This window comes from Bacillus sp. JJ783, from assembly GCF_036963225.1.
GTDB classification, from domain to species: Bacteria; Bacillota; Bacilli; order Bacillales; family Bacillaceae_G; genus Bacillus_A; species Bacillus_A cereus_U.
In genome coordinates this window covers 15,443-33,091 of record NZ_JBALMG010000074.1, presented here as the reverse complement: position 1 = coordinate 33,091, position 17,649 = coordinate 15,443, and the positions used below count along the sequence as shown (strand labels likewise).

The following is a 17,649-nucleotide window of genomic DNA, read 5'->3' as shown; positions in this document are numbered from 1 at the left end:
TTGAGGTGGGAGTCTTACTGACCGCAAATAGCGGGATAATAACAGAGAAACCGAAATAGGGGTGAAATGATGAATACATTGGAAATTAAAAATTTAACGAAAAAATTTGGTGATTTCATCGCGGTAGATAATATGTCTTTATCTATTAAAGAAGGAGAAATATTTGGATTTTTAGGATCGAACGGTGCTGGTAAGAGTACAACGATAAATATGATTGCTGGATTGTTAAGAAGTAATGAAGGTGAAATCAGCATACTAGGAAAAAATATAAAGAAACATAATCGATTTGCGAAGATGAACATCGGTATTGTTCCGCAAGATATTGCGATTTATGAAGAGCTAACTGCCTATGAAAATGTGAAATTCTTTGCCGGATTGTACGGATTAAGAGGCGCTGAACTAAAAGCGAGAGTAGAGGAAGCACTTCAATTTGTGGGGCTTAGCGATAAGCATAAAAGTTATCCGAAAAACTTTTCTGGCGGAATGAAAAGAAGATTGAATATAGCTTGTGCAATTGCCCATAGACCAAAGCTAATTATTATGGATGAGCCGACAGTTGGAATTGATCCGCAGTCAAGAAACTATATTCTCCAGTCTGTTCGAAAATTAAATGAAATGGGAAGCACAATTATTTATACGAGCCACTACATGGAAGAAGTAGAGGAGATTTGTACGAAAATAGCAATTGTAGATCACGGTAAAGTGATTGCAGAAGGAACGAAAGAACAGTTAAAAGCAATTATTACCGATACGAAAGATATTTGGATTGAAGTGAAGTCAGTAGAAAATTTAGACGTAGAAAAATTAAAAGAGATAAATGGTGTGAAAGCTGTTCAAATTGAAGAGAACGTAATTAAAGTGAATTCTGATGCAGGATTGAATAATTTAAATAAAATTATTCAACACTTTATTAATCATGACATTGAAATTCGCTCGTTAGAGGAGCAGGCTCCGAATTTAGAAACAGTATTCCTTACGTTGACTGGAAGAAACTTACGAGATAAATAAAAGGTAAATGAAGAAAAGGTAAAGGGAGGTTCATCAATTGAACATCTTTAATATTGCAGTGATGCACATTAAAAGAGATTTCAGGGACGTAAGAACTTTAGTTTTTATGTTAGCATTTCCGATTGTGCTTATGCTTGTATTAGGAACAGCGTTAAGTAACGCATTTAATAGCGATAGTCAATCGATTAAGGATATACAAGTGCTATATAAAGATGAAGCGAGTAGCACATTTTCTCAATCATTTGAAGCATTTACGAAAGAAGTCGATAAATCAGGTATTCACTTTAAGAAAATTTCCGGAGGTATAGATGGGAAAGAAGAAGTGAAGCAAAATAAATATGCTGCCTATGTAGAGTTAAATAAGGATGGTGCGAAATTTTACGGAAGTGACAGAAGTAGTATTGAGGGAAGTATTGTTGAAGGAATGCTTACAACATTTGTTGATAAGTACAACGTAGCGGCCGAAGTTGCAAAAGTAGATCCGAGTAAGGTTAGCGCAGTTATTTCAAACGGAAATCATAATGATTATATTAAAGAAACATCTTTACAAGCTGCTAAAAAACCAGGTTCTATGGATTACTATGCGGTTGTAATGACAACGATGATAGCACTGTATGCTGCGATGGGAGCGAGTTTTTTAATTCGAGGAGAACGAATACGTAAAACAGGAGATCGTCTCATTGCGGCACCTATAAGTAAAGCTGAAATTTTCATTGGGAAAGTGCTAGGTAGTCTTGTAGCGAATGCACTTTGTTTACTACTTGTCGTTTTATTTAGTAAATTTGTTTTTCAAGCGAATTGGGGCGACCATCTTGGAATCATATTTATTATTTTACTAACAGAAGTCTTTCTAGCAATTAGCTTCGGCTTAGGGATCGGATATATTACAAAAACAGGTGAATCATCTAGAGCAATTATTATGGTAGTTGTGCAATTAGCTTCTATTTTTGGTGGTGCATATTTCATAGTGGAAGAAAATGTCGTTACGAATTTATCACCATTAACGTGGGTGAATACAGCCATTATGAAAATTATTTATGCAAATGATATTGGAGCAGCACTGCCAGTAATATCTTTAAACCTCGGAATTTCAGCACTCTTTTTATTAATTGCGATTATTGCATTACGTAGACGGGAGGGGCTATAGTATGAAAGACATTTTATGGCTCATACAAAAAACGTTATCTGTACTTCTGAAAAATAAAAAAGGTTTATTAATTATTATTAGCTTGCCGATAATAGGAACACTCATCTCCTTTTCGATATACGGAAATGTAGGGCAAGGAACGTTAAACATCGGGGTTATAAATAAAGAAAATCAGCCAATAGCAAATGATACAGTAAAATTTTTAGAAGGATTAAATCATGTAAATGTAAGTAAAGTGAAGGAGTCTGAAGTAGAAGATAAACTCACTTCCAAAAAACTTGATGGTGTTATTACACTACAGTCGGGCTTTTCGGAAAGTGTTCGAGAAGGACAGCCAAGTCACATTGAAATTTCATCGATTAAAGGCGATCAAGTAACGGGGTTTATAAAATCATATTTATATAACTATGTTGATAATATTGCCGCAATTAGTAAAGTGGCAGGGACGGATCAAAGTACGTTTGATAATATGTATGCAGGGTATCAAAAAAGTTCATTTAAAGTAAAGGCTGAGACACTTGAAGATACTTCGAAAAATAAGGATATGACAAATCAAACTATGGGTTACCTGATCATGTTTATGCTATTTTCAGCAGTGAACTTATCAGGATTTATCTTAAAAGAAAAAGAGAATAGAACGTACTTTAGATTATTATCAACGCCGATAGATGGGAAGAAATTTATATTATCTAATGTTGCAGTAAATATGATGATATTAACAGTACAAATTGTCATTGCAGTATTATTTATGACGAATGTTTTTCACACAAATATAAATATGCCTTTCATAGTGATGATTGGTGTACTCATGCTATTTGCTTTAATAGCAATTGGTTTGTCATTAGTCATTGTGTCTTTTTCGAAAAGTTCAACTGCTTCAAATGCAATGCAAAATATAGTTATCGTACCAACATGTTTGCTTGCTGGATGTTATTTTCCATATGATATTATGCCGAAAGCGGTACAAAAGGTAGCTGATTTTCTTCCGCAGCGTTGGTTACTAGACACAATTTCAAAATTACAGCAAGGAATTCCGTTTTCTGAGTTGGATTTAAACATTTTAATTTTATTCGCTTTCGCGATAGCATTCTTCTTAATTGCTATTTATAAGTTTGGAAGAAATAATGATGCGAGAAATTTTGTTTAATGAGAAAAGGTGTGGCGTAATGCCACGCCTTTTTTGTTCGTAATTTAGAGTATCTTTTGTAATATAGGAATGCTTTTGTAGAGCACTTCATTATGTGAAGCACACACAACATATTTATTGCCAACTAAAAGAAAAACGCTATGCACAACAGCGTTACCATCACCATGTTTTGTTAGTATATCACCGACGACGTTTCCATCTGCCCATTCCAGTTTTGAATGTGAAGGGACGACTTGTAAATATTGAATTGTTTCCACTCCATCTCCTGCAATGAGTGTAGTTTCAATATTTCTTTTCTCTATAACAAATCTATTTTCATTTAATGTATCGAGGAAGGGGTTTTTCGTTTGCATCTTACTATAAGGAAGAAATGTAATAGAAGAGCCGGATCTTATAAATAAATAATTTCCGTAATCTTTATAAGGAATAACATCTTGTAATCCTGGAAAGTAAAGGTGGATCGCTTCGACTGGATTCATTTTATACAAGGTACTTAAGTAGTGTACGTACTGTTCCATATAGGAATGAACGATATTTATTTTAGAAGAGGCATGGACAGGGAGACTACCTCCAGTCCAATAACTATAATTGGGAGGAGATCCAGCGCTTGGTGTACAGAGTATAATAAGCTGCTCCACATCATTTTCATATTCTTCACTTTGAACGTAAGAACGTGCAAGAAGTCCGCCCAAACTATGACAAACTAAATTTAGTTTATCGCAACCTGTAAATTCTTTAACATAAGCAATCGTTTTTAATAAGTATTTTTGAGTAGAAAAAACAATACGCTGACGCCAGTCATAAAAACAGATAAACAAGTTTTGATTTCGTTTATATCCGATACTTTCTAACATCATGATGAATGGCTCATAAACAAACGCAGAAAGCCCAAAGTTCCAATTACCGGTACCAGGAATAATAATATTACTCATTGAACCGAAAAGACCTGGGATAAAAATAATAGGAGTTTTTCCTCTTTTCATATGCTTCTCTCCTTTAACTTTTTAACAGCCCATAAAAAGTAAGAAAGACATTTCGTATGAAAAAAAAAATTAATGAAACACTACGAAATAGTAAGTAATATGAGCGGAAGGAAATCAAAATGATTAAAAAAATATTGCGAGTTACTTCTATTATTATTGCTATTTTCGTTTTTATTTTAATTTGGATGCATATCGATGTTACTTTAGGCAGGAAAATGGAAGCTGTGAAAAATATGCCGACAGAGTATGCACCTCATTATAGTGACTTTCAATTATATGTAGAAGGGAAGTCGTTTTATAAACAGTTGTTTACTGATATAAGGGAAGCGAAAAGTTCCATTTACACTTACTTTTTCATTTTGTCGGATGATAAAAGTAGCCATACTTTTTTAAACTTATTAAAAGAGAAGGCGAAAGAAGGAGTAAACGTATACTTATCGGTGGATTTAATTAATGATTTATCTTTTGAAAGAAAGATGAAAAATGAATTGCGGGAAAGTGGTGTACATTTTACATATAGTAGAAAACCTGAATTACCATTCGGATTTTATTCCCTTCATCATCGTAATCATCGCCGTATTACGACGATTGATGGAGAGATTGGCTATACGGGTGGATTTAATATGGGAGATGAATATTTAGGGGAAGATAAGCGCTTTGGATATTGGCGTGATTATCATGTACGGATAAGAGGAGAAGGAGCGAAAGATTTAGAAGAGCAGTTTTCCTTAGATTGGAAACGAGATGCGAAAGAAGATATAAAAAGGAGTACGAATAAGGCTAGCAAAGGAAATACGCTACATACTATGACAAGTTATAACGGGCATTATGTTGCTCAAAAATATATAGCGTTAATAAAACAAGCGAAGCATTCGATTGTAATTACAACGCCTTATTTTATAGCGAAAAATAAAGTATTAATGAATGCTTTAATTGGAGCGCAAAAGCGTGGTGTTACAGTAAAAATACTTTGGTCATATAAACCGGATATTCCTCTTATTAAAGAGGCAGCATATCCTTATATACGTGAAGCTGTTAAAAACGGGATTGCTGTGTATGGCTATAAAAAAGGGATGTTTCATGGAAAGTTAATGCTGATTGATAATGAATTAACTGTTATCGGTACAACGAACATAACTGCTCGTAGCTTCTACATAAATGATGAGATGAATTTGTATATTCATGGTGGATCTATCGTATCGGAAGTGAATGAGGCGTTAACACAAGATTTTCATGATTCGAAAGAAATGACGAAAGAGTTTTTTGAGAAGTTATCTTTTTGGGAGCGTTGTAAGGAGAAAGTGGCGGGATTGGTTGATTTTTATTTGTGATAACTTAACTGAAATACCTGAAATTTAAAATATAGTGTGTGCAAAGAAGCATGTGAATATAGTAAATAGGAAGCTGTATTGTTTATTTAACAAGTAGAGAAGTAAGAAAGAACCTTCAAAAAACAGAAGGTTCTTTTTTGTTTTATAATTCATTATTGGTAGTTAAAAAATAATCTGGTCTAGCGGGTGCTCCTCCGCCTTCACCTATATTCACAGCTTGATTTTTAAATGAATCATTAACGCCAAGTGCTAAGATACTAATAAGTGACATACCAATAACAGCTAGATAAAATTTCTTCATTATTTTAACGCTCCTTTTTCAGATTCTTTTTGTTGAGCTGTATTACTAATATAAAAATATTGACTTGCTTTAACGTGATTTTTCTCTGCGTAAAATTTTAAAGCTAAAATATCAGCGTATTCTTTAACGCATTCCCATAATTTTTCTTTTTCAAAGTATGTAATTCCTTCAGATATGAATTTTTCTAAAGTTAGTGCAGGAACTTTAGCATTTAGTGCTTTTAGTATCATAAATCGATGTTGAAATTCTTTGTTTTTTATCTCATCACTTACTTTTAGGCCCTTTTCAATTAATTGAGCTGCATAGTTATTATTATCTAATTTATAGTATTCGAGTGCTTCCAAATAAAATGCTTTGTAGTGTGAAGGGTGATTTCTTGTTATTTCAGATATATGTCGGATTGCAAGTTTTGATAAATTTTGATTTGAATACAACCAAGCTAAGTTATGTCTTACCATAAGAATAGATTTTATATGATTATGCTTTTGGAATGTGTTTAGCGCATTATTTAAACTTTCTTCAGCTAATTCATAATGTTTCAAGTCAATACAACATAACCCTATAAAATTATCACATAATGCTACGTTTATCTCATAACCTTCATGCTTCGAAAATTCTTCTTTCGCAGCTTTAATATAATCTAAGGCTAAAACTTGTTTGTAGCTTTGATAATAAAAATACCCCATTCTATAATTAAACTCAGCGTGTTCCGCTGGCTCTGGGATATACTTTAGGAGTTCTTTTGCTTTTTCAAAGTGTTCAAATGCGTCAGTATAATTTGCGGTTAAAGTAAAATGAAAACCTTTGAAGAAATGGTAATAATAAGCTAAGAAGTCATCTGCAGGAGTTGTGAATGCGTTCATTTTATCAAAGCTATTCTGATTAATGCTTACCCAATCCATAAGAGCTTCGTATCGAAATTCTAGTAGGGAGTAGTATAAAGATAAATTTTGATCATCTTCTACATTTTTCATTTTACTATCTATTTGCATTTTTAATTCTTTTGCTTTATGTAGTTGTTGCTTTAACATGGTTTGGTACCAGTCATTTAATAATTCCATTATTTGATCATTCTCTAATTGAACATCCATAAAATCCTCCCCATCTTATATATATAGCGATTGATATTTATTACTAGAATAACAAAATAATATTGTAGTTAAGAGGGAGGGAGATATTTATCAATAAAATACAGAATATTCAGACTTTAATTAGAGGCTCTATTGGATTATCAGAAAAACTGTAATTTTATAACCGGAACATTCAATAAATTAAAACAATTAACGTGATATAATTTTATTAATGATTTTGAAACTAGAAGGGGTTTAAATGATGGGGAACTTTCAAAGTAATTTTCAAACGGCTACACAAATCGCCACTCAAATGAGAAATGCCTCGGATACAATCCAAAGTGCGACAAATCGTTCTATAACAAAGGCGAGCCGTACTACACTATCTGTTAATGCCCAGGCGCAAAAAACGAATCAACAAATGCTAGATTTGACTAGACAATTTTGTGGGGCCTTTCAACAAGCGATTGATAATATTCATTTAGCAGCTAAGGATTTTGAAAGAATGGATAATGAACTACAAAATACATTTCGCTAATGTGACAACCTACGGTAAAGGGAGAAGATGTACATTTAAAAGATGTCAAAGTTGAGGATATTACTTATTCTAAGAGAACTAGAGAAGAAGCTGCACAACTTCGGAGGGAATTTGATAGAAGTGTGAGAAAAGAGTTTCTTAAAACCTTAGTTAATGACCCTGATAAGATTATTGAACTCAAGAATGCTGGTATAGCAGATGCAGATATCGAATTAATGAAAAGAGGAAAACCTCCAATAGGATGGCAAGTGCATCATGATCTTCCCTTAGATGATGGTGGAACAAATACATTTGAAAATTTAACTTTGATACAAAATCATCCATATCATAAGGTTATAACTAATACACAACGTACGCTAACCAAAGGATTACAACCAGGTGACAGTGTAGACATAAGTTGGCCTATCCCAAAACACAACATCTATCCTAAAGGGGAATAAATAAATTTAGAAAGAGGTTTTTGTATGTGGAAAGATCTAATTTTAGAAATCAAAGATATACTGGAAAGTGTTAATTATAAGCTGAATACACCTGCAACGGATACTGAAGTTCAGAGATTAAGAGAACATGCAAAAGAAAAATTAAATGTTGATTTACCAAGTGAATACGTAGAGTTTCTTAAAACTGTAAATAGTTTGGATTTTGATGGATTGGTCCTTTACGGAGTTGATTCTTTTTTACTAGAAACAGAAAAGGGTGAACAAATTTGTGGATTCATAGAAACGAATGAGATTTGGTATGAAAATGAATTTCAAAAAGAGTATCTTTTCTTTGGAGATTCAAATATTGCATGGTTCTGTAAAAATTTATCTGAAGGTACTTATCATGAACTGGATAAACCGTCTGGTACAGTGATGAACACGTATGATGATTTTAAAACAATGCTTGAGGAAGCATTAAAAATAACACTTCTCTAATACATGGATGAAAATTAACATAAGGAATTTATGTAGTATTCACTCATCTGAAAAGTACCTATGTAAAATGAACGATTATGTGACTACTGAAACGCTAAATATAGGTAAGCATAGTCCAGAGTATGTTATAGAAGTATACAGAGTGTTAAGTGAAGTTAAACGCTTTGGTGGGTACTTAAGCAGATTCAGTTGCTGCCTTGCCTAATATAAGAGAAAAGTTATTGGACGGAAATTAACTTAAATAATCTTAGATGCTTACTAGTTAAATTCTAAAGGAGTAAAAAGGCATGAAAATTTGGCAATTAAAAAGCTCGACTGATGATTATGAAACCTTTCAATTATTGAACTATGAAGAGGATAAAAAATATTTTAAAACTAGTTTTAATTCTATGGTGAGTTTGTCAGATTCATGGATGTCTAAGTTTATTGAGGTAACAGATGAAGGAAAGTCAAGTGATTCTCCTATGTTTTGGGGAAAGTCTGGTGTACAAATAATTAGCGAAAAAGCCAAGGATGTTTTAGAACCTATAGTAGGAGATAATATTGAATTTTTACCATTAATTCATAAACAAACACACAAACAATACTATGCTATGCATGTTTTAAAGGTGTTGGAAGCACTTGATACTAATAAAACAATCTTTGATAAGTTAAGTTCAGGTTTAATAATAGGATGTAAAAAATTTGTATTTATTTCTTATGTTGTTCAGGACGAACCAGTTTTTAAATTGAATATAAATGGGAAGGTGCATCCTAACTATCTTTTAGTATCAGATCAATTTAAAAATGCAATTTTAGAGAGTGAATTAAAAGGTTTTGAATGTATTGAAGTGTGGGATTCAGAAGAGCTCTCATAAAGAAATTCTAAAATTATAAATGGCCCTGATAAGTTTACGATAAAAACTTAAGTCCCCTTGTTATACAAAGTAGGGGACTATTTATCCTGCATTAACGAGCGGTAAGATTCCCACCTCAAAATTCGGCTAAAGTAAAGAAGTTAGGTGGCAAATGCTCGTAAAATCCCGATTGGAGAAGGCTAATAATCAGTGGGGATGGACAAAACCTCCACTGATTAAAGTTTCACTTTATTTAAGTTTGTTCTATCAACATTATGGTCACTTAAAGCACTTCACTAAAGAAGATGATCTGTAAAAGCTCCCTTTGTGTTGAAAATAATTATTATTCATGCACAAGCATCGAAACATCATCATTAATCAACGTTCCCACATGTTCTCCTAAACATATTTTCTTCATCACTCCAGGCTCATCAAAGTTAAATACATGTGCCGGCAAATTGTAGTCCCGAGCAAGTAATAAAGCAGCTTGGTCCATTACTTGTATGTTCTGTCTAACAATATCGTTATAGTTCAGTTTTTTATACATTTTCGCTGATTTATCATATTTTGGATCACTTGTAAAGACACCGTCTACCCCTTGTTTTGCGACTAAAATGGCGTCACTATTCATTTCAATGGCTCTTTGTACACTTGGATAATCTGTTGTAACGAATGGTTGCCCGTTACCACCACCGAAAATGACAACATAACCGTTATCTAAATGATGCACTGCTCTGAGGCGAATATAAGGTTCGGCTACAGCATTAAACGGGATGGATGTCATAACGCGTACTTCTTTATTTGTTTTACTTGTTAAAACGCCGCGTAGCATTAAGCTGTTAATTATTGTACCTAAAGTACCAATATTATCAGCTTCTACACGGTCAATGCCCCATTCCTCAGCTAGATGGCCTCTAAAAATGTTACCGCCGCCAATGACGATGGAGACCTCGATACCTAAATCAACAATCGATAAAATTTCATTTGCAATATGTTCTAATCGTTTGGAGTTAAAGCTATTTCCCGATTGATCGGCAAGTGCTCCGCCGCTTAATTTAATTAAGACACGTTTATATGGCTTCATAACAATTCCCCCTATATAGATTGCAATAAAAAAGGAACAAAGGCGAATGCCTTTGTTCCTTCGTAAGAAAATGAAATAGAAAAGAAATAGATATGATGAACTTCTTCGCGTGATTTTTCATAACATCCACTCCTTTTCATCTCCATTTATTTTGAATACGTATATCTTTTAGATTATACGAAATAATCTGATGTTTTATCAAGGTTATTTTATTTCTTTTTTATAAAAAGTGTCAATGAATATTATAAGAAAAAAATTCGAATTTTTTGTGACGAACTTGTAGGTTTTTGTATGATTTTGTAGGTTCGCCTATATGATGTGTGAGTAAGCTTTTATAAATACGAAATGAAAGCGTTCGCATAAAGGGGATGAACATAAATGAAAAAATTCGGATTGGCAACACAAATTTTTGTCGCACTTGTTTTAGGGATTGTAGTAGGGGCAATCTTTTATGGCAATAAAACGGCGATTTCTTATATCACACCAGTTGGGGATATATTTATTCATTTAATTAAGATGATTGTAGTACCGATTGTTATTTCAGCATTAATTGTTGCGGTAGCTGGTGTAGGAGATATGAAAAAGCTTGGGAAACTGGGCGGTAAGACAATTCTTTATTTCGAGATCATTACGACGATTGCTATTTTAATGGGATTACTTGCGGCGAATATATTCCAACCAGGTACTGGCGTTGATATGAATAGTTTGCAGCAAAGTGATATTTCTTCTTATAAACAAACAGCAGATGCAACAGAGAAGAAAGGTTTTGCTGAAACGATTGTTCATATTGTACCGAAAAACGTATTTGAATCTATCGCACAAGGTGACTTATTACCGATTATATTCTTCTCAGTACTATTCGGTTTAGGAGTTGCGGCAATCGGAGAAAAAGGAAAGCCTGTCTTTAACTTTTTTGAAGGTGTGCTCGAAGCGATGTTTTGGGTCACAAATCAAGTTATGAAATTTGCACCATTTGGTGTATTCGCATTAATTGCTGTTACGGTTGCAAAATTTGGTGTAGTGACACTACTTCCTTTAGGAAAACTAGTGCTAGCTGTATACGTAACTGTTATACTATTCGTTGTGATTGTATTAGGTATTAATGCGCGAATGGTTGGAGTAAACATTTTTACATTAATGAAAATTTTAAAAGAAGAACTTATTCTTTCATTTACGACAGCAAGTTCAGAAGCTGTTTTACCTAATATAATGAGAAAGATGGAAGAGTTCGGTTGTCCAAAGGCAGTTGCCTCTTTCGTAATTCCGACAGGTTATACATTTAACTTGACTGGGTCAGCTATTTATCAAGCGTTAGCGGCATTGTTTGTTGCACAAATGTACGGTATACACATGTCACTGACAGAGCAAATAACGTTATTATTCGTTCTCATGTTAACATCCAAAGGTATGGCGGGAGTTCCGGGGGCATCATTCGTTGTTGTATTAGCGACGTTAGGATCAATGGGCTTACCGCTAGAAGGTATCGCATTAATTGCGGGAATTGACCGTATTTTAGATATGATTCGCTCAGCTGTCAATGTATTAGGAAATGCATTAGCTGCCATTGTTATGTCGAAGTGGGAAGGCGAATTCGATGATGAGAAAGCAAAACAATATGTAGAAACAGTCAAACAAACAAAAGCAGCATAAGAAATCGTTAAGGAGTGAAAAGTCATGGCAACATTAACTGAAGTTAAAAATGGAGTGCGAATTGAAAAAGATTTTTTAGGTGAAAAAGAAGTGCCAAATTATGCGTACTACGGTGTACAAACAATGCGTGCAGTAGAGAATTTCCCAATTACAGGATACAAAGTCCATGAAGGTTTAATTAAAGCGTTAGCAATTGTAAAAAAAGCGGCAGCACTTGCTAATGCAGATGTAGGAAGATTGGAATTGAAAAAGGGTGGTGCTATCGCAGAAGCATCACAAGAAATCCTTGAGGGGAAATGGCATGATCATTTCATCGTTGATCCAATTCAAGGCGGTGCAGGAACTTCAATGAATATGAACGCAAATGAAGTCATTGCCAATCGTGCCCTTGAATTATTAGGAATGGAAAAGGGAGACTATGATTATATTAGTCCGAACAGTCATGTAAATATGGCACAATCAACAAATGATGCATTCCCAACAGCGATTCATATTGCAACATTAAATGCATTAGAAGGCTTATTACAAACGATGGGTTATATGCATGATGTATTTGAATTAAAAGCAGAACAGTTCGATCATGTTATTAAAATGGGTCGTACACATTTACAAGATGCTGTGCCAATTCGTCTTGGACAAGAATTTAAAGCATACTCTCGCGTACTTGAACGTGATATGAAACGTATCAAGCAATCACGCCAACATCTATATGAAGTAAATATGGGAGCAACTGCAGTTGGTACAGGCTTAAATGCGGATCCAGAATATATTGAAGCAGTTGTAAAACATTTAGCTACAATTAGCGAACTACCACTTGTTGGTGCAGAAGATTTAGTAGATGCAACTCAAAATACGGATGCGTACACTGAAGTATCTGCAGCACTTAAAGTATGTATGATGAACATGTCTAAAATTGCGAACGACCTTCGTCTAATGGCATCAGGTCCACGCGTTGGATTAGCGGAAATTATGCTACCAGCTCGTCAACCAGGTTCATCTATTATGCCAGGGAAAGTAAACCCTGTTATGCCAGAAGTAATTAATCAAATTGCGTTCCAAGTAATTGGTAACGACCATACAATTTGCCTTGCTTCAGAAGCAGGACAATTAGAATTAAATGTTATGGAACCAGTACTTGTTTTCAACTTACTTCAATCTATTAGCATTATGAATAACGGTTTCCGTGCCTTTACAGATAATTGCTTAAAAGGAATTGAAGCGAATGAAGATCGCTTAAAAGAGTACGTTGAGAAGAGTGTAGGAATTATTACAGCCGTGAACCCTCATATCGGTTATGAAGCAGCAGCTCGCGTTGCGAAAGAAGCAATTGCGACAGGGCAATCCGTTCGAGAACTATGTGTAAAAAATGGTGTATTGTCACAAGCAGAATTAGAGTTAATTCTAGATCCATTCGAAATGACACACCCAGGGATTGCAGGAGCAACTCTTTTAAAGAAAAATTAAAAGAAGAGGGGGACAATCCCCTCTTTTTTGTTTACAATATAGAAATGTTATATATGAATAGAGGTAGGGATGTTATGAGTAAGTTTACAGTGGCTTCTAATGGTTCGTTAGAAACGACATTAAGAGGAGTAGAAGTATTATCAACACCACTTTTAAATAAAGGGGTAGCTTTCACGCAAGAAGAAAGAGAAGAATTAGGTTTAAAAGGGTTATTACCACCAGCAGTTTTAACGCTAGATGAACAAGCGCGTAGAGCGTATGAGCAATTTTGTTCTCAGCCGGATGATTTATTAAAGAATGTATACTTAACAGCGTTACATGATCGAAATGAAGTATTATTTTATCGTATTTTAACAGAGCATTTACGTGAAATGTTACCAATCGTATATACACCTACTGTTGGTGTAGCAATTCAAAGATATAGCCATGAATATCGTAAACCACGCGGTATTTATTTATCAGTTAACGATCCTTCGGGTATTGAAGAAGCGTTCTCAAATATCGGTGCAACAGCTGAAAATATTGACTTAGTCGTTGTAACAGATGGAGAAGGCATATTAGGAATTGGTGACTGGGGTGTTGGTGGTATTAACATTGCGATTGGAAAGCTAGCTGTTTATACGGCTGCAGTTGGAATCGATCCTAGTCGCGTGTTACCTGTAATTTTAGATGTAGGTACAAACCGTGAGGATCTATTAAACAATCCGTTTTATATTGGAAATCGCCATCCACGTGTAACTGGTGAAGCTTATGATGAATTTATTGATACATTTGTACAAGCTGTAGGCAATAAGTTCCCGAAAGCACTTTTACATTGGGAGGATTTCAGTTCTCGTAATGCACGAAAAATTTTAGACAAATACCGTCATGATGTATGTACGTTTAATGATGACATTCAAGGTACAGGTGCAGTTTCACTTGCTGCAGTATTATCGGCAGTGAAAGCTTCTGGTGTACCTTTAAATGAACACCGAGTAGTTGTGTTTGGTGCGGGTACAGCTGGAATCGGTATCGCAGATCAAGTGAGAGATGCGCTGGTTCGCGTAGGATTATCAGAGCAAGAAGCACATGAGCGTTTCTGGTGTATTGACCGTAACGGGTTAATTACAGATAATATGGAAGATCTTCTTGATTTCCAAGCTCCATATGCAAGAAAAGAAGCTGAAGTGAAGGATTGGAAACAAAGTGATGCTATCGGACTTGCTGAAGTTGTGAAACATGTAAAACCGACAATTTTAATCGGTACATCAACTGTTGCTGGTGCATTCAAAGAAGAGATTATTAAAGAAATGGCTTCTCATGTAGAAAGACCAATTATTTTACCAATGTCGAATCCAACGCCACTTGCTGAAGCGAAACCAGTAGATTTAATCGAGTGGACAGAAGGAAGAGCGTTAGTTGCAACAGGAAGTCCGTTTGATCCAGTTACATACAATGGTGTAACGTATGTTATCGGGCAATCAAATAACGCACTTATTTTCCCAGGGCTAGGTCTTGGTACAATTGTTGTGCGTGCAAGCGTAATGACAGACGGTATGTTTGCGGCGGCAGCAGAAGCGGTTGCAAGTATGGTAGATACAAGTCAGCCGGGTGCACCTATCTTACCAGAAGTGGAAGAGTTACGTAATATCTCTGAAATGGTTGCAATTGAAGTAGCGAAAGTTGCAGTTGCAGAAGGTGTTGCTAGAGAGAACTTAAGTGATAACGATATCAAAATTGCAGTGAAAGAATCAATATGGAAGCCTGAGTATCGTCAAATAAAAGCGGTAGAAAAGGTTAGAATATAGAAAAAAAGCCCGTTTATTATAATAAGCGGGCTTTCCGTTTACATTTTTGAAAAAATACATAGGAAGTGGCATCTTTGAATTGGAATCAATTATGGAAGAAAGATATATCTCTTTTAATTATTTTAATGATTGTTGTCCCAATTGCTGGAGAGCTAAATTTTCATCCTTTCAACGATACGTTTCGCGTTAGCTTTGGGACACCGCTTTTCTTCTTTTTATTACTATTTTTAAGAAGAATACCAGCGGCGGTTGCAGGTATTCTGGTCGGAATATCTGTAGTCTTATTCCGTGTATGTCTTGACTGGGTATTGCAAGGGTCATTTTATATGACAGAATCATTTTATTTGCGCTATCCTGTGTTCTTTTATTATTTTATTTATGGAAGTCTTTTTTCGCTTTGTAGGGTGAATAAGTTCCATCAGAAGCCAATTATAATTGGCTACCTTGGGATTACAATTGAAATTATCGCAAGTATGTCAGAACTTGCGATTTACCATATGTTGGTACTTGGTACAACGATAACAATTTCTGAAGTGAATAAGCTAATCATTATTGCTATTTTCCGTAGTTTCTTTGCGCTTGGTTTTTTAAATATGATGAATTTATATGAAACGAAATTAAAAGAATCACAAGTTCGAAAAGAAAATGAAAATATGTTGATGCATCTTTCTAACTTATATGTGGAATCTGTTCATTTGAAAAAAACGTTACAAAATGCGGAGTTAATTACACAAGAAGCGTATCAATTATATCGGAATTTACAAGCGAACGATGATTCAAGTAGTAAAACAGCATTGAAAATAGCGGGAGAAGTGCACGAAATAAAAAAGGATAATCAAAGGATTTTTGCGGGATTATCTAAACTGTTATTAGATAAAAATGTAGCTGAGTATGTAGAAGGACATGAGCTTGCGGAAATGATTGTGAGAATAAATGAGAAGTACGCTGAAATGTTGGAAAAAGAAATACGTTTTTCTAAACATATTGAAGGTGAGCATGCAGAATATCATGTGTATACGGTCTTATCAATTTTTAATAATTTAGTTGCAAATGCGGTTGAAGCAATTGAGGGTAGTGGTGCTATCATTATTAAGTTATATAAACTTGATAAACGTATATTGTTTGAAGTAATTGACGATGGGCCTGGTATTGCGCAAAAATATAAAAAACTAGTATTTAAGCCAGGATTTACTTCAAAGTATGATCAAACGGGAACACCATCAACAGGAATTGGACTTTCTTACATAAACGAAATGGTAACAGAGCTCGGAGGAGAAGTAAGATTGGAAGACCTGGAAACTGGTGAAGGGTGTAAGTTTGTCGTTTGTTTACCGGAGTGCAGTTTAAAGCAGGAAGGGGAATAAAGTTGTTTTATTATATCGTAGATGATGATGAAGTTTTCCGATCCATGCTTTCACAAATCATTGAAGATGGCGATCTTGGGGAAGTAATTGGAGAATCGGAAGACGGAGCTTTTATTGAAGCAGATCAACTAAATTTTAAAAAAGTAGATATTTTATTTATTGATTTATTAATGCCCATGCGAGATGGGATTGAAACAGTTCGCCATATTGCATCCTCTTTTTCAGGGAAAATCATTATGATCTCTCAAGTGGAATCGAAACAGCTTATTGGTGAGGCGTATACACTTGGTGTTGAATATTATATTACAAAACCATTGAATAAAATTGAGGTTATATCTGTTGTACGTAAAGTAATGGAACGTATTCGTTTAGAGCGCTCTATACATGATATTCAAAAATCATTGAATAACGTTTTTAAGTGGGAACAGCCGCAAGTTCGAAATGAGCCAATGCAAGAAGGAAAAAGAATAGCAGATTCAGGACGCTATTTATTATCAGAACTCGGTATTGCGGGAGAGAATGGAAGTAAAGATTTACTTAGTATGCTGGAATATTTATATGGACAAGAAAAAGCACAAACATTTGAATTTGGATTTCCTGCGTTAAAAGATATTTTTCACCATATAACTATAAGGAAATTAGAGAATATAGCTTCAGATACACATATAGATAAGGAGAGAAAAGCATCTGAACAAAGAGTACGTAGAGCGATTTATCAATCTTTAAATCACTTAGCTTCCCTTGGATTAACAGACTTTTCAAATCCGAAATTTGAAAGCTATGCTCCGAAATTTTTTGATTTCACTGTAGTTAGAAAACGAATGACAGAAATGACAAAGGAAGAAGTAGCAACTTCTGGACATACGCGAATTAATACGAAAAAGTTTATTCAAGTGTTGTATTTTGAGGCGAAACGGTTGATGGAGATAGAGTGAAAAAAGGTGCTTATAAATGAGCATCTTTTTTTATTAAATCTACATTTTATATTTTCTCGTAGAGCATGTAAAATGTTAGTTAAGAGA

At 34.5% G+C, this 17,649-nt stretch carries 17 protein-coding genes and 1 pseudogene; 14 read left to right on the top strand and 4 right to left on the bottom strand.

The window, feature by feature from the left end:
- Nucleotides 1–69: 69 nt before the first annotated feature.
- From V7038_RS16415 to V7038_RS16405, 3 genes are read left to right on the top strand one after another with little or no spacing between them, the layout of a single operon-like run.
- Complete coding sequence (locus V7038_RS16415) at nt 70–1,008, top strand: ABC transporter ATP-binding protein (RefSeq protein WP_002148977.1); 939 nt, start codon at nt 70–72, stop codon at nt 1,006–1,008.
- Between the two features lie 37 nt (nt 1,009–1,045).
- On the top strand, nt 1,046–2,155 hold the full coding sequence (locus V7038_RS16410) for an ABC transporter permease (RefSeq protein ID WP_335470956.1): 1,110 nt from the start codon (nt 1,046–1,048) through the stop codon (nt 2,153–2,155).
- 1 nt (nt 2,156) lies between these two features.
- A complete protein-coding gene (locus tag V7038_RS16405) occupies nt 2,157–3,302 on the top strand; it encodes an ABC transporter permease (RefSeq protein WP_335470953.1) in 1,146 nt (381 codons plus the stop codon).
- Between the two features lie 44 nt (nt 3,303–3,346).
- Here V7038_RS16405 and V7038_RS16400 read toward each other — a convergent pair whose 3' ends face one another.
- A complete protein-coding gene (locus V7038_RS16400; protein WP_335470949.1) occupies nt 3,347–4,285 on the bottom strand; it encodes an esterase/lipase family protein in 939 nt (312 codons plus the stop codon).
- 119 nt (nt 4,286–4,404) lie between these two features.
- Between V7038_RS16400 and cls the strand changes: the two genes are divergently transcribed.
- Nucleotides 4,405–5,616, top strand: a complete 1,212-nt coding sequence (gene cls / locus V7038_RS16395; RefSeq protein WP_335470946.1) for a cardiolipin synthase — start codon at nt 4,405–4,407, stop codon at nt 5,614–5,616.
- A 142-nt stretch (nt 5,617–5,758) separates the two neighbouring features.
- Here the strand turns inward: cls and V7038_RS16390 are convergent, their stop codons facing one another.
- Together V7038_RS16390 and V7038_RS16385 are read right to left on the bottom strand one after the other, a co-directional pair.
- Entirely contained in the window at nt 5,759–5,917 is a 159-nt protein-coding gene (locus tag V7038_RS16390; protein WP_002200964.1) for a Phr family secreted Rap phosphatase inhibitor, read from the bottom strand.
- On the bottom strand, nt 5,917–7,008 hold the full coding sequence (locus V7038_RS16385) for a hypothetical protein (protein ID WP_335470943.1): 1,092 nt from the start codon (nt 7,006–7,008) through the stop codon (nt 5,917–5,919). Before V7038_RS16385 ends, V7038_RS16390 begins: the two co-directional genes overlap by 1 nt.
- Before the next feature lie 238 nt (nt 7,009–7,246).
- Here V7038_RS16385 and V7038_RS16380 point away from each other — a divergent pair, with 238 nt between their 5' ends.
- From V7038_RS16380 to V7038_RS16365, 5 genes and pseudogenes are all read left to right on the top strand, one after another.
- A complete protein-coding gene (locus V7038_RS16380) occupies nt 7,247–7,525 on the top strand; it encodes a TIGR04197 family type VII secretion effector (RefSeq protein ID WP_335470940.1) in 279 nt (92 codons plus the stop codon).
- Between the two features lie 122 nt (nt 7,526–7,647).
- A complete protein-coding gene (locus tag V7038_RS16375; protein WP_002200961.1) occupies nt 7,648–7,965 on the top strand; it encodes an HNH endonuclease signature motif containing protein in 318 nt (105 codons plus the stop codon).
- Nucleotides 7,966–7,989: 24 nt separating this feature from the next.
- Complete coding sequence (locus V7038_RS16370) at nt 7,990–8,442, top strand: YrhA family protein (protein ID WP_002200960.1); 453 nt, start codon at nt 7,990–7,992, stop codon at nt 8,440–8,442.
- 64 nt (nt 8,443–8,506) lie between these two features.
- Nucleotides 8,507–8,678, top strand: a pseudogene (locus V7038_RS29555) (cytoplasmic protein); the annotation flags it as partial.
- A 51-nt stretch (nt 8,679–8,729) separates the two neighbouring features.
- Entirely contained in the window at nt 8,730–9,299 is a 570-nt protein-coding gene (locus V7038_RS16365) for an imm11 family protein (RefSeq protein WP_002202464.1), read from the top strand.
- A gap of 322 nt (nt 9,300–9,621) precedes the next feature.
- Here V7038_RS16365 and pyrH read toward each other — a convergent pair whose 3' ends face one another.
- Nucleotides 9,622–10,362 carry a UMP kinase gene (gene pyrH, locus V7038_RS16360; protein ID WP_002202463.1) on the bottom strand — a complete coding sequence of 247 codons (741 nt, stop codon included), beginning with the start codon at nt 10,360–10,362 and terminating at the stop codon, nt 9,622–9,624.
- A 378-nt stretch (nt 10,363–10,740) separates the two neighbouring features.
- Between pyrH and V7038_RS16355 the strand changes: the two genes are divergently transcribed.
- The 5 genes from V7038_RS16355 (at nt 10,741) to V7038_RS16335 (ending at nt 17,562) form a co-directional block, all read left to right on the top strand.
- A complete protein-coding gene (locus tag V7038_RS16355; RefSeq protein ID WP_002202462.1) occupies nt 10,741–12,012 on the top strand; it encodes a cation:dicarboxylate symporter family transporter in 1,272 nt (423 codons plus the stop codon).
- A gap of 24 nt (nt 12,013–12,036) precedes the next feature.
- On the top strand, nt 12,037–13,476 hold the full coding sequence (gene aspA, locus V7038_RS16350) for an aspartate ammonia-lyase (protein ID WP_002200956.1): 1,440 nt from the start codon (nt 12,037–12,039) through the stop codon (nt 13,474–13,476).
- 74 nt (nt 13,477–13,550) lie between these two features.
- Complete coding sequence (gene malS, locus V7038_RS16345) at nt 13,551–15,263, top strand: oxaloacetate-decarboxylating malate dehydrogenase (protein ID WP_002202461.1); 1,713 nt, start codon at nt 13,551–13,553, stop codon at nt 15,261–15,263.
- 65 nt (nt 15,264–15,328) lie between these two features.
- Nucleotides 15,329–16,627, top strand: coding sequence for a sensor histidine kinase (locus V7038_RS16340; RefSeq protein ID WP_081338466.1), 1,299 nt, complete (start codon nt 15,329–15,331; stop codon nt 16,625–16,627).
- Between the two features lie 2 nt (nt 16,628–16,629).
- Entirely contained in the window at nt 16,630–17,562 is a 933-nt protein-coding gene (locus V7038_RS16335) for a response regulator (RefSeq protein ID WP_002158401.1), read from the top strand.
- Nucleotides 17,563–17,649: the final 87 nt, after the last annotated feature.